Annotated in this window: 18 protein-coding genes and 2 pseudogenes; 8 read left to right on the top strand and 12 right to left on the bottom strand. The window is 38.2% G+C overall.

Translation table 11 applies throughout. The annotated features are described in order from the left end of the window. The first annotated feature begins 214 nt into the window (after positions 1–214). Positions 215–3220, top strand: a complete 3006-nt coding sequence (locus UYC_RS0119425) for a zinc-dependent metalloprotease (RefSeq protein WP_016875652.1) — start codon at positions 215–217, stop codon at positions 3218–3220. A gap of 150 nt (positions 3221–3370) precedes the next feature. On the opposite strand, the gene psb34 is transcribed toward UYC_RS0119425, so the two are convergent. Beyond that, entirely contained in the window at positions 3371–3550 is a 180-nt protein-coding gene (gene psb34 / locus UYC_RS0119420; RefSeq protein WP_016875653.1) for a photosystem II assembly protein Psb34, read from the bottom strand. A gap of 213 nt (positions 3551–3763) precedes the next feature. Between psb34 and UYC_RS36680 the strand changes: the two are divergent. The 4 genes and pseudogenes from UYC_RS36680 (at position 3764) to UYC_RS39960 (ending at position 6710) form a co-directional block, all read left to right on the top strand. Next, positions 3764–4900: pseudogene (locus UYC_RS36680) on the top strand (RNA-guided endonuclease InsQ/TnpB family protein). A 76-nt stretch (positions 4901–4976) separates the two neighbouring features. Next, positions 4977–5102: a hypothetical protein gene (locus UYC_RS39965; protein WP_268744000.1), complete on the top strand. Its 126-nt coding sequence runs from the start codon at positions 4977–4979 to the stop codon at positions 5100–5102. A gap of 225 nt (positions 5103–5327) precedes the next feature. Further along, positions 5328–6338 (top strand): endonuclease/exonuclease/phosphatase family protein, encoded by a 1011-nt coding sequence (locus tag UYC_RS0119400; protein ID WP_235082975.1) that lies wholly within the window; start codon positions 5328–5330, stop codon positions 6336–6338. Between the two features lie 246 nt (positions 6339–6584). Beyond that, the gene (locus UYC_RS39960) at positions 6585–6710 is read left to right on the top strand and encodes a hypothetical protein (protein ID WP_268744001.1); all 126 of its coding nucleotides are present in this window, start codon (positions 6585–6587) and stop codon (positions 6708–6710) included. Between the two features lie 200 nt (positions 6711–6910). Here the strand turns inward: UYC_RS39960 and UYC_RS0119395 are convergent, their stop codons facing one another. The 5 genes from UYC_RS0119395 to UYC_RS0119375 form a co-directional block, all read right to left on the bottom strand. Further along, a complete protein-coding gene (locus UYC_RS0119395; protein WP_016875656.1) occupies positions 6911–7306 on the bottom strand; it encodes a DUF1636 domain-containing protein in 396 nt (131 codons plus the stop codon). Between the two features lie 77 nt (positions 7307–7383). Further along, positions 7384–8391, bottom strand: coding sequence for an iron-siderophore ABC transporter substrate-binding protein (locus tag UYC_RS0119390; protein ID WP_016875657.1), 1008 nt, complete (start codon positions 8389–8391; stop codon positions 7384–7386). Between the two features lie 187 nt (positions 8392–8578). After that, a complete protein-coding gene (locus tag UYC_RS0119385) occupies positions 8579–9565 on the bottom strand; it encodes an ABC transporter substrate-binding protein (RefSeq protein ID WP_016875658.1) in 987 nt (328 codons plus the stop codon). Positions 9566–9597: 32 nt separating this feature from the next. After that, positions 9598–12162: a TonB-dependent siderophore receptor gene (locus tag UYC_RS0119380; protein ID WP_016875659.1), complete on the bottom strand. Its 2565-nt coding sequence runs from the start codon at positions 12160–12162 to the stop codon at positions 9598–9600. Positions 12163–12522: 360 nt separating this feature from the next. Continuing rightward, on the bottom strand, positions 12523–13566 hold the full coding sequence (locus UYC_RS0119375; protein WP_016875660.1) for a helix-turn-helix transcriptional regulator: 1044 nt from the start codon (positions 13564–13566) through the stop codon (positions 12523–12525). 266 nt (positions 13567–13832) lie between these two features. Between UYC_RS0119375 and UYC_RS0119370 the strand changes: the two genes are divergently transcribed. Together UYC_RS0119370 and UYC_RS0119365 are read left to right on the top strand one after the other, a co-directional pair. Beyond that, positions 13833–15593 (top strand): ABC transporter ATP-binding protein, encoded by a 1761-nt coding sequence (locus UYC_RS0119370; protein ID WP_016875661.1) that lies wholly within the window; start codon positions 13833–13835, stop codon positions 15591–15593. A 28-nt stretch (positions 15594–15621) separates the two neighbouring features. Next, entirely contained in the window at positions 15622–17451 is a 1830-nt protein-coding gene (locus UYC_RS0119365; RefSeq protein WP_016875662.1) for an ABC transporter ATP-binding protein, read from the top strand. 15 nt (positions 17452–17466) lie between these two features. On the opposite strand, the gene UYC_RS0119360 is transcribed toward UYC_RS0119365, so the two are convergent. The 5 genes from UYC_RS0119360 to UYC_RS0119340 all read right to left on the bottom strand — a co-directional run bounded on the left by UYC_RS0119360 (position 17467) and on the right by UYC_RS0119340 (position 23717). Then, positions 17467–18441, bottom strand: coding sequence for an iron-siderophore ABC transporter substrate-binding protein (locus UYC_RS0119360; RefSeq protein ID WP_016875663.1), 975 nt, complete (start codon positions 18439–18441; stop codon positions 17467–17469). 57 nt (positions 18442–18498) lie between these two features. Then, positions 18499–18738: a hypothetical protein gene (locus tag UYC_RS0119355; protein ID WP_016875664.1), complete on the bottom strand. Its 240-nt coding sequence runs from the start codon at positions 18736–18738 to the stop codon at positions 18499–18501. Then, positions 18716–19693 carry an iron-siderophore ABC transporter substrate-binding protein gene (locus UYC_RS0119350; RefSeq protein ID WP_016875665.1) on the bottom strand — a complete coding sequence of 326 codons (978 nt, stop codon included), beginning with the start codon at positions 19691–19693 and terminating at the stop codon, positions 18716–18718. The genes UYC_RS0119355 and UYC_RS0119350 overlap by 23 nt, the downstream gene beginning before the upstream one ends. Before the next feature lie 225 nt (positions 19694–19918). Continuing rightward, the gene (locus UYC_RS0119345) at positions 19919–22477 is read right to left on the bottom strand and encodes a TonB-dependent receptor (RefSeq protein WP_016875666.1); all 2559 of its coding nucleotides are present in this window, start codon (positions 22475–22477) and stop codon (positions 19919–19921) included. A gap of 220 nt (positions 22478–22697) precedes the next feature. After that, positions 22698–23717 (bottom strand): helix-turn-helix transcriptional regulator, encoded by a 1020-nt coding sequence (locus UYC_RS0119340; RefSeq protein WP_016875667.1) that lies wholly within the window; start codon positions 23715–23717, stop codon positions 22698–22700. A 159-nt stretch (positions 23718–23876) separates the two neighbouring features. Here UYC_RS0119340 and UYC_RS0119330 point away from each other — a divergent pair, with 159 nt between their 5' ends. Then, positions 23877–24428, top strand: coding sequence for an ABC transporter substrate-binding protein (locus UYC_RS0119330; RefSeq protein ID WP_321164269.1), 552 nt, complete (start codon positions 23877–23879; stop codon positions 24426–24428). Positions 24429–24476: 48 nt separating this feature from the next. On the opposite strand, the pseudogene UYC_RS35635 reads toward UYC_RS0119330, so the two are convergent. Continuing rightward, positions 24477–25100: pseudogene (locus UYC_RS35635) on the bottom strand (DUF2887 domain-containing protein); the annotation flags it as partial. Positions 25101–25400: the final 300 nt, after the last annotated feature.

The following is a 25400-nucleotide window of genomic DNA, read 5'->3' as shown; positions in this document are numbered from 1 at the left end:
CTAGAGTAAAGAAGTGCAACAAAGCTGAAAAAAAATGTAATAAAGCTAAAGAACGTTAGTGATAACAGATATAAAAAACCTACTGTCTATATTTAGACAGCTTTATAGTGCTGTTATCTGCCAGCAGTAGAGTGAGGAAATTGGTAATCAGTCTTTATATAGAGATTTGAAGATAACAGAAATTTTATATAGGAAACGAGTCAAGGGCAGTTCGATGAACAAATTAACTTTTTATGTAATCGCTTTACATGGTTTATTGCTAGGAATATTAACTGTTAACACCAAATTACTTGCCACTGAACTAGTGTCAAACAGCGTTTCTATGGAAGCTAGGAAAGAGGACAAGGGGACAAGGAGACAGGGGGACAAGGGGACGCGGGGAGGTGGTGACACGGGAAATATTGTTGAGAGATTGTCCGCGTCTTCTGAAAGTGTGTCTTCCAAATCACTTCCTCAGTGGGCGAGATCAAAAGTGTGGGCTCTCGATCGCAACCAAAAATTACAGCAAAAACCTTTCATTTGGGTGGGTAAAGATACTAAACAAGCTGGGCAACAACCCTTTTTGCTAGTCGAGAAAAATCCCGATCAGCCAGTAAAAGATAAACCAGAAAAACCCAATTCTAGTTCCAAACCGACCAAAAAGGACGATTTAGAAGCATTTAGTGAAGTCGTAAAAGATACTCAAAAAATAGAAGGATTATTTACCCTATACCGAAATAAGGAAAAGAATAAGATTTATTTAGAGATTAAACAAGAGCAACTGAATAAAAATTATCTTGCTACGGCGACACTTGAATCAGGTATTGGTGAAGCTGGGATCTATAGCGGAATGCCTTTGCAAGATTTTTTGTTTTACTTCCAACAGGTAAACAACAAGTTGAACTTTATTGTTCGTAATGTCAATTTTCGTACTCATGAAGGAGATCCCCAAGCGCGATCGCTAGCCCGGTCATTTAGTGACTCAGTCCTGTACAGTATTGAGATTAAAAGCATTCATCCACAGCGCAAATCTATTCTCATCGATTTAAGTGAACTGCTACTTACAGATCTAGCAGGATTGTCCGCTAGTTTGGGACTCTCAGGCAGTGCAGACAACTCCTATTTTGGTAATGCTAAAGCATTTCCACAAAATATTGAAGTAGAATCAGTTTTCAATTACTCTGGCGGTGGTAAAGACGAAAAGCCGGAATTTACAGCCCTAGCTGATAGTCGTGGCTTTACCTTGCGCGTTCACTATAGTTTGTCTCAACTACCAGACAACAATTACCGAGCTCGCTTGGCAGACGATCGCATTGGCTATTTCATTACTGCCTATCAAGACTTATCCGACGAGGAGCGCAAAGAACCTTTTGTCCGCTACATCAATCGCTGGCATCTAGAAAAACAAGATCCCAAGGCTGATATTTCTCCACCCAAAAAACCAATCGTCTTTTGGATTGATAACGCCGTTCCCCTAGAGTACCGCGATACGATAAAAGAAGGCGTTTTAATGTGGAATGCAGCCTTTGAAAAAGCGGGATTTAAGGATGCAATTCAAGTACAGCAAATGCCGAATGACGCCAAATGGGATTCTGCGGATATTCGTTACAACACTATTCGCTGGATTAACACGGTAGATGGATATTTTGCCATGGGGCCATCTCGTGTCAATCCGTTAACAGGAGAAATTTTAAACGCCACCATTTTAGTAGATGCCAGTTTTATCCGCGCCCTCAAGAGTGAGTATCGCCAAATCATCCAACCCAATCAATTCAAAAATCGAACTTCTTTAACAGCGTTAATGCAAAATCGCCTGCTTTGCGCCAATGGTTTAGAAGCAAAAAGCGACGAAATTTCTACCCAAAAGCAGGAACTGCAACAGAAAATCACAAAACGATTATCTCGACTAGCAGGGGAGTATGACCTTTGTTATGGCATGGAAGCTGCTAACCAATTTGCCTATGGTTCTGTGGCAATGTCACTGTTGTCAGACAAACCTGTTACTAACGAGCAGATGAAACAATATATTCATCAATATTTACGCTTGATCATCGCCCACGAAGTTGGACATACGTTGGGATTGCGGCACAATTTCCGTGGTAGCACCTTCTTATCACCAGAGGAATTGAACAATCCAGAAATTACCCGCCAAAAAGGTCTGGTTTCATCTGTAATGGACTATATTCCACCGAATATCGCCCCCCAAGGCAGCAACCAGGGAGATTATTTTCCTAATATGGTAGGGCCTTACGATCGCTGGGCAATTGAGTACGGATATACACCAATCCCGGCAGCAACTACAAACGCTGAAAAACCATTTTTAGATAAAATCGCCCAGCAATCTTACAAACCTGAGTATAGTTATGCCACCGATGAGGATGTGTACGATCTAGATCCCACTGCCGATGCTTGGGATAATAGCGCTAATGTCCTTGTTTACTCGCAGTGGCAATTGGATAATGCACGGGTAATGTGGGGACGTTTGGACAAACGCTTTCCGGTTGAAGGAGAAAGTTATAGTGATGTCAGAGAGCGGTTTGGTACTGTCCTCGGTAATTACTTCCAAAACATCTACTACGCCACAAAATATATTGGCGGACAGTCTTTCTTCCGAGTTCATGCTGGCAACAACCAAGGACAATTACCGTTTCAACCCGTGCCAGCAGACAAACAACGGCAGGCGCTAGCAATGCTGCAAAAGTATGTTTTTGCTGAAGACGCCTTTAATTTTTCACCAGATTTATTGAATAAATTAGCACCTTCACGCTGGCGGCATTGGGGTAGCAGTCCTCGCATTGGTCGTTTAGATTACCCGATTCACGATTTAGTATTATTTGTGCAGAGTATCGTTTTATCGGATTTGCTCTCTGGCGATCGCCTCTCCCGCCTCAAGGATATCGAACTTAAGACTGAAACAGGAAAAGCTTTGTCACTACCTGAATTATTTGATACTTTACAAGAAGGTATTTGGACGGAAGTAATAAAATCCAAAGACAAGAATATCAAGATTTCTAGCTTGCGTCGTGGCTTACAGCGGCAATATCTGGATATGTTAACTAGTATGGTGTTGCGGAAAAAACACGTTCCAGAAGATGCTCGCACGCTAGCTTGGTATAAAATTCGCCAACTAGATGAAAAACTGGCAAACGTGAACTCTGACGACGAATATACCAAAGCGCACATACTCGAAACACGCGATCGCATCAAGAAAGTTTTGGATGCGCCCTTGCAAGCAAATTAGTCTCTGAGGGATTAGGGACTTAATCAGTGAACAGTGAACAGTGTAGACGCGCAGCGGCTTGCCGCAGGCTACAGTTATCAGGTGTATTGGTGTTAACTGATAACTGATAACTGATAACTGGTAACTGAATCCTGATCCCCAATCCTTCAATCAAAACTTACACCAAATAACAAAAGATGTAGTTAAAGCTAACAGAGTGAACAGCACAATCCCTACTGCCCCTTGCAATGCATACCAAATTTGTTGCTCCGGGGAAGGACACTCAGCATAGGAAATCTTAGGCTCGGTTGCGTTATTTTTAACAAGTTGTTCCTTGTCTAAGGTGTACATAGTTGCGTTTCTCTGTTAGCTGTTACGCAAATTAATATAATAATAATCTGTGGGAATCACAATATTTTTTAGATATAAGTTAGTTCTATCTACTATTAGAAAAACTGAACAATAATTCAAATTCTTTTAATACAACTTCGTTGTAGCGTAACTTAATTATTGTCTATGTTAGTATACTAGTTAAAATTAGCAGGTAAACCGCAGCAATATAGTCTGATTAATGAAGCAATCAGAACTGCTCTGTTTATCCGCAATTCTTGTATTCGACACTGGATGGATAATAAGAAAATTGGAAAATATGACTTAAGCTCATACTGCAAAGTACTTGCTAAAAATTTTGAGTGGGCAAATAAGCTTAACTCAATGGCAAGACAAGCATCAGCAGATAGAGCATGGTCAGCAATTGCTCGGTTCTACGATAACTGCACTCGTAAGATTTCGGGTAAAAAAGGTTTTCCAAAGTTCAAGAAGCGTGGACACTCTGTTGAATACAAAACAACAGGGTGGAAATTATCAGAGGATAGGAAATACTTGACTCTGACAGATGGTTTTGAAATTGGAAAACTAAAGCTAGTTGGAACCTATGACTTGCATTTCTATCAAATCAAGGATATTAAGCGTGTTCGTTTAGTTAAACGCGCAGATGGATATTATGCTCAATTCTGCATTGCAGTTGATAGAAAGATTGAAGTAGAACCGAGTAAAAAAGCAGTAGGTTGAGATATTGGGTTGACCCACTTTTATACTGATTCAGATGGAAATAAAGTAGATAATCCTCGTTTTTTAAGGAAGTCAGAAAAAGCATTAAAAAGACTACAAAAACGAGTATCGAAAAAGTTCCGTAAGGGTCAACCGCAGTCTAACAACTACAAAAAAGCTAAGGATAAATTAGCGAGAATTCACTTGAAAGTCAGTAGGCAGCGTAAAGACTTTGCTGTGAAGTTAGCAAGGTGCGTTATTCAGTCGGCAGACTTGATTGCCTATGAAGACTTGCAAGTGAGAAACATGGTTAAAAATCATAAATTAGCCAAAAGTATTAGTGACGCAGCTTGGTATCAGTTTCGATGTTGGCTTGAATATTTTGGAAATATCTATGGCAAAGTAACTGTTGCTGTAGCTCCACAATATACAAGTATTAACTGCTCATCTTGTAGCAGGCAAGTTAAGAAAACTCTGTCAACTCGCACTCATAAATGTATTTGTGGTGCTGAGTTATGTCGGGACGAGAACGCTGCACTAAATATTTTGGCTAAAGGATTAAGTACTGTAGGGCATACAGGAACTCAAGCTTGGGGACAGAACGACCTCTGTTTAGACTTGGAAACAAGTGTAAATAAGTCGGCTGGATGAACCAAGAATCCCCCTAATGACCGCGAAGCGAAGTAGGGGGAGTGTCAAGAAACAGTGGTGGAATAATGTTAATTGGATGACCTGGATACAAAGCATCAAAATTCACGCTTTCGCTTATCTTTGTCATTCTGTCAGTAATAGAACCTACAAGGTTCCCCAAGTGTTTGATGCCGTTGATGTAGGGCAGTGCGCTGGTGATTAGGTATTTTACCTTACTGCTATTAGTATTTATAGATGTTGTGGATATAATGGAGAATTTGCAGTCACCCCCATGAGGATTTTTATATTGGATATGTATTACTTATTATAATACACGATGTTGTATGAAAATCCCAGACTGGCTGTTTGATGTGAACTGAGTTCTAAGATTAATCAATAAGTATAAAATCTCTCTCAGTAGCTTCAACATTCAAAATTGATGCAACCCATGCTTCTAAGAATAATTTTAATTTTAGCAACCTCTATATTATTGGTTTTAGGATTACTATCCTTAAGTAGCTATTTTGCTTGGTTTTGGCCGCTAGAATTGATAACTCATTTCCGAGTTCAGTATTTGATTTTATCGTTAATACTCAGTATTACTTTTATTATTCTTTGGAGCAAACGCTATCTCAAAAGTAAAATCTTAGTTCTCACTGCCTTATTATTAGTTGGATTAAATTCAATTGAGGTGATTCCTTGGTATTTACCTCATTGGCAACAGGCAGCTAGTAATACAAACAACCAGATTCGGATTTTATCTTTCAATATTCATATTCAAAACACTCGTTATAATGACATTATTAATAGTGTTCGCGATCGCCAACCTGATGTCGCTTTATTTATTGAAGTTAATCGCACCGCAGTTGAAAATTTAAAAACGGGGTTACAAGACATTTTACCCTATTCTTTTAGAAGTCCTGGTGGCGGTCTTGCGATTCTCAGTCGCTTACCTATTAAAGATGCCAGGGGAGATAATTTTAATGGCAAAGGAAATCATAGTCTGATCGCGACTTTAGAAGTTAATAGACAACTGATTAAGTTTATTGGAATTCATCCTCTAGTACCTCTAACACGGAGGAATTTTCATGGTCGTAATAGTCAATTAGCAGCATTGAGTGATTATATTCAAGGAGTCGATCAACCATTGATTCTAGTAGGAGATTTTAACTTAACACCCTGGTCGCCCTACTACCGACGTTTGATTGGCGAAACAAAGTTGCATAACACTCGCTTGGGTTTTGGTATATTACCCACATGGCCACGACCAACAACCTATGCAAATTTACCCTCGTGGATTCTTCCCTCGATCAATATCCCCATCGATCACTGTCTGATTAATCAGCATTTCGGTGTCGTTAAAATTCACGTGGGAGCTAATCATAATTCCGATCATGCACCGCTGATTAACGACTTGGTATTACGTCCGAATGCAAACATCACTTCCACTACCAATTAGTGATGATGGCAACAACAGCCCCAATTTGTCATCCAAGTTCTAACTAGAAACACTAAGCTTGTACGCGATCGCGATCGGTGGATACCTCACTTCACATCTTGCGCCTCGCCCCTAAAACGCCTAGAACTGAAGTTCTAGGCTGATAGCTACTGTCAGTTAAAACTGACTGAAAACTTTACCCAGTCTACTTTAGTAGAATTTAGCTTTAAGCCTTTGAAATTTATTTCTTGGCGGACAAGAACTCAGATGCAAGATCTGAATCACTGTACAACACCCAATGTACAACATCCAATCAGGCGATCGCTTGACTCTGTTGTTGCTAATTCGGCATTATCTTTAGTCTATGAGTATTTTAGTGTCAACCACTATTGACTATTTGTAATATTTATTGTTATATTAATTTACACAAATTAAAAAAATCAAATAACTACCCTATATAAATTGAAATTTACATAGATTTGGGCGTCATCTAAAACTTTTGGACGTCTGTATCGATATTTACAATTGTCATTCGTACTTCTCCTCTCGCCTCAGCTAATCGGCTGGGGTTTTTTATTGCACCAAATCTTGCCTTAAGTCTTGGCGATCGCTTCAGGTGTAGGAGGGATGCGTGCTAGCAGATGCGATCGCAGTGTTCCAGGTAGCTTGGGGGGTAAAACATATCCGTCTTGACTTTCTTGATAAAGCTGGCTGAATTGCAACAACTCAGTTGTACTATCTTCTGTTAGATCGACAAAATGGTATGTATATTTTTGTGGACAAACAAAGGTAACAACACAAGAGCGTTTCTCAACGCAAGTCCACAGGCATCCCACAGATTCAATATTGAGAGTGCCGTAAATAGGATTATTTTTTTGAGCTTCCAGCAGTTTGAGGAATAGTTGATTTCCTTCAGCGCGATCGTCTGCTTCTTCGTGATCGAGAATAGCACTGCACGATTTACAAACAAATAAAGTATGAAGTGTCATAGTCAGGGATTTATAAAAAGTATCTAAACAAAATTTTAGTAATAATTTTATATCAAACTAACTATTTTAGAGTAATTTTATGGTGAATTTATGAGGTACTTAAATAAATCATCAATAATCGCGTTTGCAGCTAAAATACCGCTTCCAATCCAGTAGTCTGGAACTAAATAAACTTTATTTTTTTGCACAGCTTTTAAATTTTGCCACAATGGATTGGATTTGAGTTGCTCTAATTTATTTTTTGCTGTTTGGTTTCCTTGGGTACTATTTTCAGCCGTCCAGATAAATATAACATCACCGTCTGCTTTTTCTATTAATTCATTACCGATAGACATTTGAATCGAATTACCAAATAACTTCTCTCCCTCTGATGCACTGAAATTTTGTGAGTTTGGACGAGATAATCCAGCATCTTGTAACACGGTTCCGCAAAATGAATCACGTAGATAAAGATTGATAGTATTTGGGTACACTCGCACTACAGAAACTTTTATTTTTGATAAATTATCACCCATTTTTTGCTTAAATTCTTTGAGGCGACGGTAATAATTTTCCATGACTTTTTGACCAGTTTCTTCCTTATCTAATACCACACTCATATTGGTAAACACCTCTTTCCATTTACCACTATGTTCAAAGTTAAATAAAATTGTGGGGGCAATTTTTGAAGATAGATTATAAATATATCGCTGATAGTCTGAACCCAAAATTAAGTCTGGTTTAAGCGCGAGAATATTTTCTAAATTAGGTTCACCATTCTTACCAATGTTTTTCACTCCGATCAACTTATCTTGTAAATAAAAAGAGAAATCGAAGAAAATGCTACCAACAGGTTTAATACCTAATGCGATCGCATTTTCAAACGAAGCGTCATCGAGAGTTACAAGTCGCTCAAACTTTTCCGGAATGCAGGTGATTCCCGCAGCGTGTTCAAACTGACGACAAGCTGGGTTTGTACTTTGATAATTAGCAGGTATAGAACCACCATGATGACAAGCTACAGCCAGCAGTAGAGTACAAAATATTACAATTTGGAATTGTAATAAGCGAGTAAAGCTTTTTATTTTGATATAACTGTCATTCATGATGGAATCTTATACTCCACACCCTATTTTCGTCAAAATTCAATCGCAAACGAACCAATCAACGTTAAAGGTTTGCCGTAGTAGAGACTTAACTTCTTACCCTTAGAACTTCCTATCAGGAATCATATTTCGGATAGGCGTATATTTTGCCTTTAACCGGATTCTGGGTGGTTAATTTTCACGAAGACTATGGCTGAACTAGATATTTAAACAAATCATCAAGTAGCTTATTCACTCCTAAAAATCCGAATGTCCACCATCTATTTACTTGGACTTCATACACTCGATTGTTTTTAGCAGCTTTGAGTGTAGTTAAAAGAGGATTTTTAAAAAAAGCTTGTGTCAATTCTTGAGTATCATTCATGACGAACAAAATATCAGCATCGTACTTATTTAATACCTCAATACTCGATACTAAAGTCTCTTCTTTTTGGTTTGCCAATATAGGTATAAGTCTGATGCCAATATCTTGGAAAACTTGATTATAAGTTTCATTATCTGAATATGTAGCAATCAGACTTTTCTCAAAAAGATTAATTACTGATACTTCTATCTCTTTTAGACGCTCACCCATGAAATTTTGTAACTTTTTAACTCGTGCGTTGTATTGATCGATGACTTGTTCTGCTTTTTCAGACTTCCCTAGTACTTTAGCAATAAAGCGGAGATTTTCTTTAAAAGAGTAATTCAAACCCGGCAAGTCTACAACTACTGTAGGTGCGATCGCAGATAATTCTTTATAGACGCTCTTTTGATATTCACGCATCAAAATTAAATCGGGTTTGAGCAAAAGAACCTTTTCCAAGTTAGGCTGATTTCCCACGCCAACAAACTCAATGCCTGCCGCCTCATCATTAGTCACACCACGAAATAAAAAGTCATACTCTGGAAAATAAGTTACTGTGCCAATGGGTTTGACACCCAAAGATAATACCGGGTCTAAAAGGGCAATATCATTTAATACAATAATTCGCTGTGGCTTGACGGGAATTATTGTTTCCCCAAAAGCGTGTTTAACTACTTTTGTGGCTACCGGGAGAGGAGATATGGGTAAGGTGTGGTTACCTTGAATTGCTTTTTGCGAAATATTACTATGACAAGCTAAAAGCAAGACAATAGTAACAATCCCTAGCAAAAATAATTTGAGGGTTATTTTGATATGGCTGTCATTCATGATGGAATCTCATACCCCACACCTGATTTTCGTCAAAATTCAATTGCAAACGAACCAATCAATGTTAAAGGTTCGCCGTAGTAGACACCTAAACGAGTACCCTCAGAACCAATAAAATAGGTTTTGTCAAACAAGTTGCGAATATTTAAAGCGGCTCTCCAGTTATCACGCCTGTAAAATACCGACGCATCTGTGCGGACATAGCTTGGTAAAACATAACTGTTATCTAAATCCCCGAAGCGATCGCCAACAAAAAATAATCCTAATCCAAATCCCAATCCTTGCAGACTTCCTTGTTGAATTTCATAGGTTGTCCATAAACTTGCTGAGTGTTCTGGGATATTTTCTCGACGGCGGCCTTCTAAATCAGTGGTATCTTTGCTAATAAACGCATCAATGTAAGCATAAGACGCTATCACTTTCCAACCAGGGATAATTTCCCCAGCAATGTCAAATTCAATTCCTCTGCTTGTCTGTTCCCCAGTTTGAATTTGATCGTTGGGATCGGCTGAATTGGGGTCATCAACAGTAACATTTTGCTTGCGGAGGTCATACAATGCTAAAGTCGCACTCAAATTGCGGGTAATATCAGCTTTTACACCTATCTCAAATTGTCTGCCTGTTTCCGGTTTAAAAGGTTCATCATTGCCATTGCGACTTGCACCAAAACTAGGTTCAAAAGAGGTTGCATAAGATGCGTAAAGAGAGATATTTTGAGATGGTTGATAAACTATTCCCAAACGTGGACTAAATTTACTATCAGATTGGAAAAATTCTTCCTTTTCTTCACCTAAATTACGTGTACTGCGATTTTGCTCAAAAATATCGAATCGTCCTCCTGCGAGTAATTTGAGTTGGGGAATGATTTCGATTTGGTCTTGAAAATAAAATCCATATTTATCGAGAGTATCATCACGGAAGAAATTTAATATTTCTCGCTTCGGATACCTTAAACGAGTATAAACTGGGTTAAATATATTAATAGATGGGTAAGGTTCAAAGTCTCCAAAAGTTCCATCCTCGGTGTTTTTAGTATAGTCAAATCCCAACAATAATTGATGTTTAATTGAACCTGTCGAAAATTTTCCTAGCACATCTGTTTGAACTGAATAAGCATTATCTCGACGCTGGGAAAAATATTTCAATCTACTTAATTCACCTGTTTCTTCATCGAGAGAATCTCGTAGAGGATAGTAGCGTTCTAAATTTACGAACTGAGCACGAAAAGCATTTCTAATTGACCATTGGTCATTAAACTTATGGTCAAATAAATAACTAAAATTAGTGACATTTATTTCCACATCCTGGAACGGTTCACCTAAAAAACGTTCCCGTGGTAAATCTGCTGGACGATTACCTATTGCCACAGTTCCATCATCTGCTGTTCGTGTTTCCTGGAGCCAGGAACCATCTATAGTTAAATTTGTGTTAGCACCAAGCGCAAACTTGAATTTAGGAGCAAGAAATACACGCTCTGAATTTACAAAATCACGAAAACTTCCAGCATTTTCATAAAAAGCATTGAAACGAGAAAGTATACTTCTACTATCATTTAACGGCCCCGATAAATCAATTGCACCTCGATAAGTGCTAAAACTGCCAACAGTTCCCTCAAAAGAATAAAATGGTTGAGTTAGAGGTTGTTTAGTAACTAAGTTAACCAAACCACCTGGAGGTGCATCTCCAAATAAGACTGATGCTGGGCCTTTAAGAACTTCTATACGTTCAATATCAGCTGTTTCAATTAAGCCACCGAAATCCTGGTAGGAACGAATTCCATCCCGAAATAAATTTGCATTGAAACCACGTAAAGAAAGATATTCGCTAAAACCTTGGTAATAACCAGCATTTGTAGAACCACTCACATTTTGCAGTGCATCCCTAACGCGGATTGTTCCTTGATCTTTTAGAACTTCGCGGGGTATTACCTGAATAGACTGGGGTATATCACGGATAGGTGTATCAGTTCTGGTTGCAGTTGATGCTTCTTCTACACGGTATCCATCTTGTTCACCTGTAACCACCAATTCTATTGGTTCTTCATTTTGTGCTGATGGTTGTTCTGGTTGCTGTGGTGTTGGCTGTGTCTGTGGTGTTTCCGCAGTAGACACGGCAGGTATCACCCCAAAAATCAAACCTTCATCATCATCAAATAATTCAACTTGTGGTGCATCAGTTTCACCAGTTACCATCAGGCGAATCGTGTTTGCATCTAAGTTGGTAACTGTAACTTCAGTGATTCCTGCAATTGGTTTTTCTTGACGGAATGTATTACCACTAGGTAGACGTAATTGAGCATTAGGAATTTCAACAATATAGCTATTCCCCTCACTTTTATTTGTGAGTTGCAGTTGATCTGATTGATTGGTTTCTAAAATTACCTCTATCCCTTTGTCTGTTGCTTGTAACTTCACACCTATTACCTGAACAAGAGACTGAGCAAGCCACTGCTGAATACTAGTCGCAGGTTTTTCTATATCACTCAATTGAGAAATTTTAGACATTGGTTTTTGGTTATTTTCAGCCAATACAGATGGGTTAACCAACACCAAAGCCAAACCGATCGTCCAAGCTAGTTTTTGTAACTGATTTGACATCACTCTACTCACCACACAAGAAGAGAAAAGAGGACACGGAGACACAGGGACACGGAGACAAGGAGATAATCCCCAATCACCAGTCCCTTCTAGTTCTCGTTACCAGGTTCAACCTGGTAACGAGGGTTTCGAGGCTTTGCCTCCAGGTTATTGCTTTTGCAAATAGTAATTACTATCAAGAAGCTTACAGGAAAGCTCTTGGGCGTGGGTGAATGCTTTGAACGCTAGACGGAATTTTTTGAATGCTAGACGGAATTTTTAAATTTTTAAGTTGTTAAATCAGGTTATGATTGCTTTGACATACTTAAATTTCTATATAAAATTTTGATATTAAAAATCAAACATTATTTTCTCTTGTTCTTACCCTATCAATTCATGAAGTTCCATACATGACCGTGAATTAGCTATTAAGAATTCTTTGGGATTGATGCCAAATTTTTTTCTAAAAGCGGTGGCAAAGTAGCTACGACTAGCAAAACCAACGCTACGGGCTACTTGAGAAATACTTGTTTCTCCTGTGGCTAATAATTTTCGCGCCTGTTCTAATCTATGATGATGTAAATAGCCAAACACTGTTGTACCAAACACTAAACGAAAGCCTCTTTTGAGGGTACAGTCATTCAAGCCGACTTGTCTGGATAATTCCATTAAAGAAGGAGGATTATCTAAATTACGTAGTAAAATTTCTTTGGCATAGTGAATGCGTTCTACATCATCAGGCTTTAATGAAAAAGTATCATTTTTGCCATGACGTGCGGACACATCTTCTTCAATTAGCAATACCATTAGTTCCAAAACTTTACTTTCTAGGTACATCCGTTTCATCATTCCCTGGTAGGGACAATTTAAAATTTGCTGTAATGCTACTTGCATTGCTGGAGTTGTAGTGCCGGAACGAGAATAATATTCTTGATGAGGTTTTCTGACGAGGTGAGTTAATTCTTGCGGAAGCTGCTTTTTTTCTTTACCCATAAAAAAGCGAAATAACTCTGGTTCGATGTGAACATTAATATCAATTATTTTTTCTGATTTAAATGATTGAAATCTCTCTTTTGGTGCTAAACCGCTACCCCACAAACTGTTTTGTCCGTTACTGATATAAAAATGGTTATCTTGGTGATATCCTGTTACATAAAAGCTGTATTCTAAAGGATGTTGTCGTTCGGGGAGTTTTACAATCAGATCGTCATACAGTTGATATTCGGAAATTTCTAAATATAAACCATCCCGTAGTTCTATTCCACCAGAAAATCCTTGACCTAATTCTTTCGGGAAATGACAAATGGTGTCAAACATATTCCAACGTTCATCTACGGTGGGGTTTAGCCCATCGCCCTTTGTTTCCGTTTCTGGTATCTCTACAAATAAATCCCAAAAAGCTTGTTGTGAAATTGTGATTGTCATACTGAATAGCAATAAGTTTTGATTTGTTGCTAATTATTAGCAATGTGTTCTTGTGAATTATCAATCCAAAGTCAGTTTGAGTTGTACTTGTAATTAAATGCAGCAAGTAACAGTTTATTGACAGTCATTAGCACTAGCATGATGAGAATAAACTATTTTTATACTGTTAATTTGTTATTAAGCATACAATTTTTTTGCATTAATTTCTCAATTACTGTGAATTCTTTCACCGCATCAAGAAAATTCTTGCTGATAGCTAAGGTTTTATGAAAATTGGACTACAGCAATACTGGAACTTACTCGTAGAGTATCTAAAGCCACAAAAGGCAAGGGTTGTCAAGTTTGCGATCGCCCTCCTCATCAGCATTGGTTTACAAATCCTCAACCCCCAAATTCTGCGTTACTTCATCGATACGGCTGTTGCTGGTGGCTCTAGTCAAAAATTATTCTTAGCAGCCTTGCTGTTTATTGGTATAGCTTTAATCACGCAAGTTATCTCAATTACTGCAACATTTTACGGCGAAAACGTTGCTTGGACAGCTACTAATGCTTTGCGTGCAGACTTAGTAGAGCATTGCTTAAGGCTAGATTTATCTTTTCACAAATGCCGCACACCCGGCGAATTGGTTGAACGCATAGACGGTGATGTTCAGAATTTGTCTGAGTTTTTCTCTAAATTCACCGTTCATATCTTGGGTAATTTGCTCATGATGTTGGGTGTGATTTTGGTTCTCTTCTACGAAGATTGGCGAGCGGGTTTGGCTATTTTATTTTTTGCTGCGATCGCCTTATTTACTCTGATTCGGTTGCGTGGTATTGCCGTTCCCCACTGGGGAAGCTATCGCCAAGTGAGTGCAGAGTTTTTCGGCTTCGTGGGCGAGCAGCTAACTGGAATGGAAGACATCCGAGCCAATGGAGCTAAAAATTATGTCATGCATCGCTTCTACAAAATTTTGCGACGCTGGTTACCTATCTTTCATAAAGCACGGTTTGCCGATACAATTCTCTGGGGTACAACCAACGGTGTCTTTACTCTTGGTAGCATCATTGCTTTAACAGTGGGTGCTTACTTATGGAGTCAACAAGCTATTACCATTGGCACGGTATATCTTTTGTACTACTACACAACTCTTTTGAGCGAACCTATAGAACAAATTCGCAACCAGTTTGAAGATCTCCAGCAAGCAGATGCTAGTATTTACCGCATCACAGAGTTATTACAAATTCAATCTCAATTGAGTGTAGGTGGGGATAAATCAATTCCTGATGGTGCGCTTTCTATAAGTTTTGAGAATGTATCCTTTAGCTATGATGAGCAGGCACAGGGGAATGGGGATTTGATATTGCAAGATATCTCCTTCTATTTACCTCCAAATCAAGTATTGGGATTATTGGGGCGTACTGGCAGCGGTAAGACAACTTTGGCACGATTATTACTGAGATTATACGACTCACAATCAGGCTCAATTCGTTTGGGAGGTGTACCTATAAACCAAACTCCGTTGACAGATTTACCAAGACTTGTAGGATTAGTAACTCAAGATGTACAACTTTTTCAAACTACAGTTCGTAACAATCTCACCTTTTTCAATCAAAATATCAGCGACGATCGCATCTATGAAACACTAGAAATGTTGGGATTGTCAGAATGGTTGCATTCATTACCCAACGGTTTAGACACAAATTTGGGATCGGATAGTAGTGGCTTATCGGCTGGGCAGGCGCAGTTACTAGCTTTTACCCGCGTATTTCTCAAAAATCCTGGTTTAGTGATTCTAGATGAAGCATCCTCCCGCCTCGATCCAATTACAGAAAAACTGATTGAAAAAGCTATAGACAAGTTATTGATAGGGCGTACTGGCGTCATTATTGCCCATCGCTTGGCAACAGTAAAAAGAGCGAATCAAATCTTGATTTTAGAAAACGGTAGAGTCAGTGAATACGGACAACGGGAAGAATTAATCAAAAATTCTCACTCGCGGTTTGCCCAATTATTACAGGCTGGTTTAAGTGATTTATTAATTTAGTACTATTTTAAATTACGAATTAGTTATGATGTCAGCCACAAAAAAGCTACAAGGTTGGAAATTATTATGGCAATTAATTTGCTATAAACCAAAACTTTACTTGATTGACACTTGCTTTTGGATTTTGATTATGGGCTTACCTGCCCTACCTGGGTTAATTATCCGGGAATTTTTTAACAGTCTCACAGGCGAAGCTCAATTTGGTTTATCACCTTGGATATTCATTGCTTTTTTACTAGCTCTCAATTTAGGACATATTGCAGTTATCTTTGCTGGGCGAATTACCAAAACTCAGCACCGTTTCACGATGAGATCGTTGGTAAGACGCAACTTATTAGAACGCCTTTTAAATAATCCTCATGCTCAACCGATGATTGCTAAGGGTGAAACTAACAAAACTGTATCACCGGGTGAAGTAATTAGCTATTTTCGTGATGATGCCGAGCAAATAGAAGATAATGTAGCATGGGTATCAGAAATTCTTGGAGAAGGAATATTTGCTGTTATTTCTTTAGTAATTTTATTAAGTGTCAATGTGCAAATGACACTGTTCGTTTTCCTTCCTTTGGTAGGGATGGTAATAATTATCCAACAAACCGAAACTCGCATCAAACGCTATCGCATAGCTAGCCGTCAAGCCACTGAGAAAGTGACAGGTATTTTAGGAGAAATATTTGGCTCGGTGCAAGCAATTAAAGTTGCTGGTGCAGAACAAGATGTGCTGGAGTATTTTCGCAATCTAAACGAGAAGCGTCGTCAGATGATGGTGAAAGACAGCCTCTTAAATGCCATTCTCAATTCACTATTTCAAAATATGGTGAATTTGGGAACAGGTTTAATTTTGCTAATGACTTCTTTTTTGATGCAAAGCGGTGCTAGTAAGCTAACAGTTGGTGACTTTGCTTTGTTTGTCTATAACCTCTCGTTTGTAACTGGTTTTTTTAATTCTTTAGGCAGATTTATAGCTTTTTATAAGCAAACAGAAGTCTCCTTTGAACGGATGGCGGCTTTAATTTCTGGTGCATCAGCCGATACTTTAGTAGCTCCGAATCACCTTTATATTCAAGATTTAGGCAAAACTAAAAAAGCTCTACCCCAATTAGAACAACCTTTGGAAAATGAGAGCGATCGCCTACAAATATTAAAAATATCTAATTTAACTTATTACTATCCAAATACTACTCAAGGAATTACAGATATCAGCTTTGAAATCCAGCGCGGTAGTTTAACTGTGATTACTGGTAGGATTGGTTCTGGCAAAACGACATTGCTACGGGTGTTATTAGGATTATTACCTAAACAAAGCGGGGAAATTTACTGGAATGGAAACATTATTGCAGATCCTGCCAATTTTTTTGTTCCACCTTGTAGTGCTTATACTCCTCAAATTCCCCAACTTTTTAGTTACTCCTTGCGAGAAAATATTTTGCTAGGTTTATCAAAGACTGATTTTGAAATCGAAACTGCTTTAAAAATGGCTGTGTTTGAGCAAGATTTAGTAACTATGAATCAACAACTGGAAACTTTGGTTGGAGCAAAAGGTGTTCGACTTTCTGGTGGACAAATACAGCGAGTAGCAGCAGCCCGAATGTTTGTACGTCAGCCTGAATTACTTATATTTGATGACCTTTCTAGTGCCTTAGATGTAGAAACAGAGTTAACATTATGGTCGCGAATATTTGCTAATAGACATGAACAGGAACAAAATAATTGGACACCAACTTGTCTTGTAGTGTCGCATCGGCGTTCTGTTTTACGTCGTGCTGACCAAATTATTGTCATGAAAGCTGGTAGAGTTGTAGCGCAGGGGAATTTTGATGAGATTTTAGGAGATCAGCAAGCTGATTGGATTTTTTGACAAGATTAAAAATTTTTATGAGCTTCCTACCAAGTATTTAGATAAGTCATCTAGAATAGCATTTGCTGATAAAATATTTCCAAAAATCCAATAACTAGTATCAACACTATAAACTCGTTGATTTTGCACTACATCGAGAGTTTGCCAAATCTGACTATTTTGATATTTTTGAAATAACTCTTTCGCTCCAGGATCTACTGCCACAAACAAAACATCAGCATCGAGTAAGTCTACGCGTTCTAAGCTGAGTATTACCAAAGTATCATCAGGAGTATTAATTAACCGACGTTGATTAACTGGCATATTCATTCCTATTTCTGTAAGAATGCTACCAGGAAATGAATATTGAGAACGGAACTCCGGAAGTTGAACTTGAGCATGAAAACGGCTAACAGAAACTTCTATTTTCTTAATTTTATCACCCAAAGTAGTACGTAATTTTTCTAGGCGTTGTTGATATTTAGCTAATAATTCCTTTGCTTCATCACTTTTGTTTACTACTTCGGCAATCAGCAACAAAGATTCTTTCCATTGATTATGGATATATTTCAATTTTACTGTAGGAGCAATTTGCGAAAATAATTTATAGCTTTCTGGATTAATACCATATAAGCTCACAATTAAATCAGGCTGTAATTTTAAGATAGTTTCTAAATTAAACTGATGCTCTTTACCTATATAAACTATATCTGCCATCTTGCTTTGAAGAAAACTCGCTTTACTAGCAACAAAAGCAGTATCTGGTACACCTATTGGTTTCACTCCTAATGCCAACAAAGCTTCTAATGATACTTGGTCTGTAACGATAATACGCTTTGGGTTGAGCGGAACACAAGTTTCTCCTAATTCATGCTTAATTAATCGACACTCTAAATTTGATAACTTTGGCTGGATTAAATTTTTTGTAACATATTTATCACAAGCAGTAAAAATCAAAACTGTAATAACTGTTAAAATAAATACTAAAGAATAAAAATAAGATTTTTTCATTCAAGAATACTCCCAGATGGCAAAGCACGCTATCAAATAGCCTACCGCAGTAACTAGCTACACAATTAGCGATCGCGCAGCAAAAACTCTTCCTTGCATATTTGGTTGTACTTTAGCTAACCAAATAGCAGTATCCGAACAGCTATTTAAAGAGAAAGTGAAAGACGAGCAAAATTGAGCTGGAATCCAAATCCAAGGTGTTCTACCCAAACCACAAGCAATTTTACTTAAGCCTGCACCACTCATTCCCAATAAAGCACCTTTGCTTTTCCGTCTACAATTTAGTTGTTGTGACATTTTTAGTATTTATTTCATCATGAATAACTTTAAAAAGGTCATCTAAAATCGCATTAGCTGAGAGAATATTGCCAAAAATCCAGTAACCGGAATCAACAAGATAAACTCGTTCATTTTTAACTGCGTGTAGGGTTTGCCATAAAGAACTATTTTTATATTTGCTGAAATTCCGTTCCGCACCTGGGTCTAGTGCTACAAATAAAATATCTCCATCCAGCAAGTCTAGGCGTTCTAGACTAACTTGTATATAGGTATGATCTGAACTTTTACCTTGGCTAACCTGAAGTTGTGTGGCTGGTATTGAAAGCTTTAAATCTTCTAAAACACTTCCAGAAAATGATAGCTGGGTTTGAAATTGAGTAAAACTATGTCCTGCATAAAACCGAGTTACAGAAATATCTAGCTGACTCAATCTTTTACCCATAGCCATTTGTATCTGTTGCACTCTTTGTTGATAATGAGCAAGTAATTTTTCAGCTTCTTCACTTTTATCTAGTATTTCAGCAATGCGTCGCAAATAATATTTCCAAATATTATGTTGACCAAACTCAATGGAAACTGTAGGAGCGATTTGAGAAAATAAATTATAGTTTTGTGGTTCAATTCCAAATCCTAAAATTAAATCTGGATGCAGTTGCACCATTTTTTCGATATTTGGTTGGCTTTCCCTTCCTAGATAAGTTATGTCATCAACTTTTCCGGCTAATACACGCGCTTTGCTACCCACAATATTTGCCCGAACTGTTCCTACTGGTTTTAAACCCAAAGCCACTACTACTTCTAAAATATCTTGACCCGTCACTACGATCCGTTGAGGATGAAGAGGAATACAGCTTTCTCCTAATTCATGCTTAATAATTCGACATTCGGATGTTATTAGCTTTGCTGTTGGTGAATATACTTTTTGCTCGGAAAAGCTATAGCAACCCTTGAGAAAGATTACAGTTAAGGTCACGATTAAGAATAATTTGGTGTGTTTATACCAGCATTTCCTTATCATTGTGTACTTTAGTAATAACTTTGGAGATGAAACTGCCCTAGCGCAATTCCAGGGCTATGTATAAGTTCTAATTTGGACTTTGTATGTAACCGTAAAGTGGGCACTGTCCATAACATAAAATAAGCGCTTGAGAAAAGTTAAGCAGTGCCCACCTACAAAAATTGCTATTTACATCTGCAATTAAAATTGCCAACCCAATGTAAATCTTACAGTACGCGGTGCGCCGGGAAAAACACGCAGATCGCTTTCACCTGCTTCAAAATACTCATTGTCAAACAAGTTTTGCACATTCAGAGCTGCTCGAAAGTTATTTCTGCGGTAAAACAAGGCTGCATCAGTACGTAAATAACTTGGTAAACTAAAGCTATTGTCTAAATCTCCTTCTCTTTCTCCTACATAAAAAAGCCCTAAACCAAATCCTAATCCTTGTAGATTTCCTGTTTGGATTTCGTAGGTACTCCACAAGCTAAAAGCGTGTTCTGGCACATTATTGATCCGATTTCCTTCTGGAATATCATTGTCCTTAGTCACTCTTGCATCGGTGTAGGCATAGCCACCAATTATTTTCCATCCCGGAGCAATTTCACCTGTTATATCTAACTCAATTCCTCTACTTCTTTGTTCTCCTGTCTGGATGGAAAAATTAGGATCTCTAGGGTCAGATGTGAGAACATTAGAGCGTGTAATTTGATATAAAGCTAGAGTTGAAGCAAGATTTTTTGTCCAATCTACTTTCATGCCAACTTCATATTGAGTTCCTCGTTCTGGTTCAAAAAGTCTTCTGTCTAAACTTGTTCCTGTAACCTGTTGAAAAGAACGGCTATAGTTAGCGTAGAGAGAAACTGCTTGAGTTGGTTGATAGACAATACCAATACGAGGACTAAATGCTTCATCCTGTTGAAAAGAAATAGATTCACCTTGAGCATTTTCTAGTGTTTGGGTAACAATATCAAATCTCCCACCTAGAACCAATTTCAGATTGTCGAATAAGGCAATTTGGTCTTGTAAATAAATTCCTAAACCTTCAGATATTGTAGGTTCATTAGGAATTTCTTCAAGGTCTGCACCAGCACTATCACGTCGATAAACGGGATTAAAAATATCTATGGGGTCAAGTTCTCGAAAAAAGACTCTGCCTTCGTTATAAGAAACATCTCTCGACAGGTCAATACCAAATAACAGTTTGTGGTCAACACTACCTGTTTTGAAATTACCCACAACATTTGTATCTAAATTGTAAGCTTGTTGTGCAAATTTAGAAATAACTAAACCCCGTTCTAGCGTGCGATTATCTTCTAAAAGTGCTGATGGAAACAAAGAATTTTGTTCTACACTCAGGTATGAAAAATTAAAGGCATTACGTAACTGCCAGTTTTCATTAAAACGATGTTCAAAATTATAGCCAATTCGCAAAGGACGGCGATTATTTTTGTCAATTTCAGAGAAAGGCTCACCAATAAAACGATTGATTGGTATTTTACCATTGGGGTTGGGTAAGACTGTACCAACAGCAGGTAAACCCCGGTCATTTGGTTGCCGTTGCTCTGAATACTCAGCTTCTAAAGTTAATTGCGTGTTTTTACCCATCAGCCAAGTTAAGCTGGGAGCAATAAAGTAACGCTCTGTGTCAAAAAAATCAACAAATGTGTCTGTCCTGAATATAGATGCGTTCAAGCGATACAGTAAAGTTCTGTCATCATTTAACGGGCCTGTAAAATCTATAGAACCACCATAGGTGTCAAAACTACCGATTGTTCCCTCAATTGAATAAAAAGGAATACTTTGAGGTTGTTTCGTGACGATATTAATTGTACCTCCGGTTCCACCTTGCCCAAACAGAACCGAAGCAGGCCCCCGCAAAACCTCTATCTGTTCAATATTATCAGTAATAACATTACTTGTGATGTTAGTATCGTCTCTCAGACCATTGCGAATGATATTACGGTTACTAAAACCACGAATGGTAAATCCTTCAAAAGCAGAACGTTCCGAGTTATCGGATATAACACTTGGGGCATTTCGTAAAGCTTCATTCAAGCGCCTCACTTGTTGATCTTGCAGTACTTGTTGAGGAATCACCTGAATTGCTTGGGGTATATCACGCAGGAGAGTATCTGTTTTAGTTGCGGTGCTGGCTGTAGGTACTAGATAGCTGTCTTGTTCACCTGTCACAACCAATTCAATCGGTTCATCACTTTCCGCCGTTGGTTGCTCTGGCTGTGTTTCACTCGTCGGCTGTTCTGATTGCTGCGGTGGCTGTGTTGCTTCAGCAACAGGTGCAAGTTCAAAAACCAAACCTTCATCACTATCAAATAACTCTGCTGTTGGTAAACCCACCTCACCTGTCACTGTTACCCGTACAGTATTAGCATCAGCTTGAATAACACTCACAGACACAATCCCTGGCATGGGATTAGCAACGCTAAATTCTTTACCTTCGGGCAGTGCTAGCACTGCATTGGGTATATCTGCAATATAGTTATTTTCTTCGCTTTTAATCACGGGTTTAAGTGCTTCCGTTTGGGTACTTTCTAAGATGACTTCGATACCCTTATCTGTGGAATTGACTTTAACACCTGTAACCTTGACAACTGATACATCTTTTTGTTGCACCAGCAACTGTGGCTGACTAGTGGAATTACGCAACTCAGTTTTTGCAACAGCTGGTTGTACAAGAAATGACATGAATGCCAACAAAATCCCTACTGAAATAAATTCTTTTGATTGCCGAGACTCCATACCCCTCACTCCACAAATGCAAACAGAAATATTGCGAATAATTTGCAAATATCTGTGAATGAGTTTACGTAATTTACGAAGGATAAATCTATATAGTAGACGGAGAGTTTTTAACCATAGCGGGAGACTTTTGTTAAGTTCTGAGGTAAACCTGCAAGTAAGCAGCAAATAGCTAACAAGCAAAAACCTGCTAGGCTAACTCCGCAATTATCTAACGCAGTTACACAACTTTTCTTCCTAACCGACAATCTTGGGGAGTAATACCAAATTTACGCTTAAATGCGGCTGCAAAGTGACTTTGATTTGCATAACCAATGAGATTCACTACAGTTCTCACGTTCTGCTTTTGTTCCTGTAGCAACTTCCGCGCTATTTCCAAACGATAATCACGCAAATATCCAAATACTGTAGTGCCAAACACTTCACGAAAACCGTACTTTAGTTTGTTGTCATTGATGCCAACTTTTTTCGCTAAGTCAATTAATGAAGGTGGATGATCGTAGTTTTTGGTTAAAATATCCTTAACTTGATAAATTTTTTCAATATCACCTGCTTTGAGATTAATCAAGGGTTGTTTATCTCCTTCAGCCTCTAACAATTGGGCAAACTGCAAAGCTAGTAATTCTAGTACCTTGCCTTCGAGATACATTCTTTGTATCATTCCTTGATAAGGTACATTGACAATTTGCTGTAAAGCTGTCTGCATTGCCAGTGTAATTTTGCCCACAGGACGATGAAAAAGGGGTGGAGAGTCACTCTCCAACAAAGGCTGCAATTGTTTTGGTAAATACTCTAATCCATTAATGAAGGATCTGAGAAAGTCTATGTTTAAAACAATCCTAATTAAATAGATGCGATCGCCTGCAAAATATTGCTCAATCTCTTCAATATCTGGTAAATAAAATAAGTAGTTATTCCCTACTGTTTCTCGGTAATTTTCTTTGTCTCTTTTAAGACCAGGACAAATTACTCTATGATTACCTGCTAGATAAAATTTGGCTGTTAGTGCATAAAAATTATAGTGGTCTACTGTATAACTTACTTGTTTGTAATAATTATCATCGATAATTTCTAGACTTAATCCTGGACGAAGCTCAACTACTTGATAATAAGTGTCATGTAAGCTATTACGTAATTTTTCAATCTTGTCAAAGCCTTTAGTATGATATGAGACCTCTAAATTTTCTAAGGTTTCCTGTTCAATTTCATCGATTTGTTCTTCTGTGAGGATGTTTGTCATATTTTGACAGCAATTTTAGACAGCAAATTGCAAGTTATTATTAACTATGAAAACCGCTATAGTCTAATTTACAGCAATCACGGGAATATTTGCAATAAAGAATTTATTTCATTAGTGGCTGTGCTTGCAAATTACGGAAGAATCTTAGTTCCATAGACTCTGTTATCCAGCCTGATTGAGAATATTTTCTATAAGCCAGGCGTATACGGGGAATGTGGAAATGAGCAAGCGATCGCACTTGACAAAACAAAAGAAGCTGATCGCTTTATGGACGAATATGAACTACGCATTGAAAATCTCAAACAAGCTTTAGGCGATCGCCGCCATCAACTTTTAGTGTCAGTTGCTACTATATCTTCAGCATATGGAATTTGGGCCTATGGAGAAAAACATCCTGTTGGCATGGTTTTAAACGATATTGGATTTCAACGCCCATTAGCACAAAGGGGAAACTTTTATTATATAAACAATATTTCTGAAGAACGATTAGCTAATATTGATGGTAATGTTCTCTTCTTTTTAGTTCATGGAAATAGACGCGATCGTGAAATTTTAGAAGAACTACAGCAAAGGCCTTTATGGCGACAGCTTAAGGCAGTTCAACAAAATCAGGTCTATTTTGTAGATGCCGGACACTGGTATAGTATGGATATCTTGGCAATCAATGCAATTATTGATGATTTGTTTAAGTACTTAGTTAATGCACCTTAAAGTCACGCCTTTTTCCAGGCTTGCGCTTGCGACTCGCCCTAATTTCATTTATCTTGCTGCCATCCAAGCCTGCAAATCAGCCAAACTGGTAAAATCTAACAGTGCTTCACTCAAATCTTCTAGCACAGGCAAAGGTAAACTAGAAATTGAGGAGCGCATTTCCTCAGAAAGTTCTCCGAATCGCTTAGTTAACTGTCGAATCACAAGATTAACAGTTGCTTCTTCACGTCCTTCTTCCTTGATTTCTCGGTAAACTCTCGTTTCCTTGAGCGTGATTCCTAGCATTGACTCAACCTCCTTTCTGCTCAATTGTTCAAACTTGTATACCATAATTGTCGTAATCATCTCTATTATGGCGTGACTCGCCTCTGATGAGACTTCTTGGTGAGTTCTGGTTAATAAATACCTAGCTTCTGCTGGTGCTTGTTCTTCTGCCACCGTCGTTAGCACCATTAGTGCTACCCATAAAGGTAAGGAGCGAATATTCCCTAATTCATCCAAGAATACTCGATGTACTTGTCCGCCGTTCAGTAATGAGCGATGGGGATTAATATCCCTTTGTTCTATACTGCGTGAAGGGTAAATTATTACTGCTTGCCAATCGCTATATCTAGAACGATTACGATAAAAGTAGAGTAGAGATTCAGCAAATACCCTTTCATAAAGCTGTTCAGGTAGAGTCGAGGGAGAGTATTACCTCTCGCCCCTCTCTTTTAAATCTGGACGTGCCCGTTTCCGAGCATCCAGCTTCCGATATTCTTAGGGTTAAAGTTCTAACGTAGTCCCTTCCCCTTTTGCTTCATGTGGATGTAATCATGACAACTTTCGTGTACCACTGTTAGGTTCGAGTCCTTCCAGTTAAAATGATTGCTGTCAAAATGATGTAGATGCACTTTTTCTTCTGAGGTCAATTTGTGACCGCAGTATCCACACGTATGGTTTTGCTTGTTTAATAATCTTGAGGTTATACCA

This window comes from Chlorogloeopsis fritschii PCC 6912 (genome assembly GCF_000317285.1).
Classification (GTDB): domain Bacteria; phylum Cyanobacteriota; class Cyanobacteriia; order Cyanobacteriales; family Nostocaceae; genus Chlorogloeopsis; species Chlorogloeopsis fritschii.
The sequence above is the reverse complement of the archived record's forward strand: the minus strand, read 5'-3'. Positions and strand labels throughout refer to the sequence as shown.